This is a genomic window from Streptomyces spongiae, assembly GCF_009377185.1.
GTDB lineage: Bacteria > Actinomycetota > Actinomycetes > Streptomycetales > Streptomycetaceae > Streptomyces > Streptomyces spongiae.
In genome coordinates, this window is record NZ_VJZC01001071.1 from 1 (window position 1) to 1297 (window position 1297).

At 73.2% G+C, this 1297-nt stretch carries 1 protein-coding gene; it reads right to left on the reverse strand.

Features of this window, described 5'->3' with window-relative positions; translation table 11 throughout:
* Nucleotides 1–17 precede the first annotated feature (17 nt).
* Entirely contained in the window at nucleotides 18–1154 is a 1137-nt protein-coding gene (locus FNH08_RS50175; protein WP_152778694.1) for a CapA family protein, read from the reverse strand.
* Between the last annotated feature and the right edge of the window lie 143 nt (nucleotides 1155–1297).

Consider the following 1297-nt stretch of genomic DNA (forward strand, 5'->3'; position numbering starts at 1 on the left):
GCCCCGGACCCCGCTCCTCAAACGCCGGAGGGGCTGAAACGGCCGGTCGGGGGATGCGCGAGCGCGAGCGTGTTGTCGGGCGCCAAGGCGATCCGGACTCCGTCGCTGATGCGGTCGAGGGTCGCCCGCAGCCAGGCGCGGTCCGCGTCCGGCGCGGGCTCCAGCCGCATCCGGCGGGCCCGCAGGGGCACCATGCGCAGGCCGGTGAGCCGCCCCGTGTCCGCCGCCACCGAGACGAGGTGGACGAGCCGCAGGTCGTCGCGGTACTCCTCGTACCCGGCGATGCCCTCGTAGTCGTCGATGAAGTCGCCGCAGCCGTGCAGGATCAGCCGGTCGCGGTACACCTCCACGCGCCGCGGGTGGTGCGAGGAGTGACCGTGGACGATGTCGACACCGCCGTCGACCAGGGCGCGCCCGAAGCGGAGTTGTTCCCGGGGGACGCGGTATCCCCAGTTGGAGCCCCAGTGCACGGACACGACCGCGACGTCGCCCGGACGTTTGGCCCGCCCCACGTGCCGGACCACCGCGTCGGCCGTGGCCGCCGACAGGTCGGGGACGTACGCGACGCCGGGCACGTCCGCGGTCGCCGCCCAGTCCGGCGGGACGCCGCTGCACCGTGCCCCGAGGGCGAACACCAGCACACGGCCCCCGTCCGCGACGGGCACCGCCGCGGGCGTGTACGCCTCGTCGGTGTCCCGTCCGGCGCCCACCACCCGCAGGCCCGCGCGTGCCAGTGAGTCGAGCGTCTCCGTCAGGCCCGGGCGGCCGAAGTCCAGCACGTGGTTGTTGGCCAGGACGCACACGTCGGGCCGGGCCACCGCGAGCGCGGGCAGGTTCTCCGGGTGCATCCGGTAGTGGACGGACTTGCCGTACGCGAACGCGTCACGCCGCGTCACGGACGTCTCCAGGTTCACGATCCTGACGTCCGGCGCGGCCTCCCGCAGCACCCCCAGCGCCTCGCCCCACGGCCAGGAGGGATCCACGGGAGCGGGGATCGGGCCGTTCGCCGCCTCCGCGAGCCGGACGTACTCCCGGGCGTCCCTGACGTAGTCCTCCCGCAGTGCCGGATCACCGGGGTGCGCGAGGATCTGGTCGACACCGCGCCCGAGCATCACATCACCGCACAGGAACAGCGTCACCACGCCGCCGCCCATGTCCCCACAGTAGGCGCCCGTGAGGTGATTCACCCATGTAAATCCATGTACGTCCATATATGTACCGATCTCGGACGGTAGCCCGGCGCCCGGCGCGGGTACTGCGGACAGGAGAGGGAGCTGACGAGGGCGGGGAACAGGGC

Excerpts from the sequence above, each read along its gene's own strand:
- FNH08_RS50175 (WP_152778694.1), bottom strand. The coding sequence starts at position 1,154 with ATGGGCGGCGGCGTGGTGACGCTGTTCCTGTGCGGTGATGTGATGCTC.